Source organism: Arenimonas maotaiensis (genome assembly GCF_014638745.1).
Taxonomy (GTDB): Bacteria; Pseudomonadota; Gammaproteobacteria; order Xanthomonadales; family Xanthomonadaceae; genus Arenimonas; species Arenimonas maotaiensis.
Genome location: NZ_BMFO01000014.1, coordinates 1 through 1,218 on the forward strand (window position 1 = coordinate 1; position 1,218 = coordinate 1,218).

The 1,218-nt window shown below is 56.7% G+C and carries 1 protein-coding gene; it reads left to right on the forward strand.

What is annotated here, in order from left to right:
* Positions 1-62: 62 nt before the first annotated feature.
* Positions 63-1,213 (forward strand): IS3 family transposase gene (locus IEV56_RS10520; protein ID WP_188450318.1). Its coding sequence is split into 2 segments (ribosomal slippage): positions 63-300 and positions 300-1,213, totalling 1,152 coding nucleotides; the frame shifts between segments, so codons are not numbered across the junction.
* The last annotated feature ends 5 nt before the right edge of the window (positions 1,214-1,218 follow it).

A 1,218-nucleotide genomic window follows, 5' to 3' on the forward strand; every position in this document is an offset into this window, starting at 1 on the left:
GGGTTCTACCCCGTTAATGCGGACACTTCAAAAAAGCCTCAAAATGGGGCAGGAGGAGTGTCATGGCAAAACGAAAGAAGTACAGCGAAGAGTTTAAACGCGAAGCGGTTAATTTGATACGTCAGCCGCACGCCAATGTCAGCCAAATCGCACGGGATATCGGCGTGTCAGCCAATGATCTCTGGCGATGGCGTCGGGAGGCGGATAGCGGCGGTAAAGCCTTCCCTGGCAGTGGCGTGGCCCGCGACCAGGAGCTTTTGGCCTTGAAGCGTGAGCTGGCCAAGGTCAAGAAGGAGAGAGATTTTTTGCGCGATGCGGCAGCGTTCTTTGCCAGAGAGTCGAATTGAAGTATCAGACGATCCAGCGCTGTCGCGAGGAGTATCCGGTGCAACTGATGTGTCGATGCCTGAAGGTATCGACCAGTGGTTTTCATGCATGGTGTAAACGCCCGATGAGTCCAACCAAGGCCGACAACAAGCGACTACTGGCGAAAATCCGGGATCGCCATGCCGCCAGCGATGGCGTGATAGGCATGCCGCGTATGCATGAACAATTGAGCTATGAAGGCGAGACCGCTAGCCGTAACCGGATTGCCCGGTTGATGGCACGGGACGGCCTGTTCGGGGTGCCCCAGCGCCGCCAATGGCGGCGCAAGGCCAGCGGAGTTCGGCCAGCCTATGTCCGTAACCACTTGGATCGCGACTTCCAGGCGCTGGAACCGAACAGTAAGTGGGTGGTCGACATCACCTACATCTACACGGGCGAAGGCTGGCTGTACTTATGCGCGGTCATTGACTTGTTCAGCGGCAAGGTGGTTGGCTGGTCAACCGCATCCATCCAGGACCGTCAACTGGTGCTCAAAGCGGTCATGATGGCCTGCTGGCAGCGTACAGATCGAACGCCCGTCGTCCTGCACTCCGATCGTGGTACGCAGTTCACCAGCGGCGAATATCAGCAATTCCTGCGGGATCATCAAATCATTTGCAGCATGAGTGAAGTCGGTCATTGCGGTGATAATGCAGCCGCCGAGGGCTTCTTCGGCAAACTCAAGCGTGAGCGAATCAATCGGCGCCGGTATTTGACACTGGCCGACGCCCGCTCGGACGTATTTGACTATATCGAGCGCTTCCACAATCCTTGGATGCAGCGTAGGCTGGATGCTCAGGATCGGAAGTTCAGTGTCTTAACTCAACTGTCCGCGGAAACGGGGTAGAACCC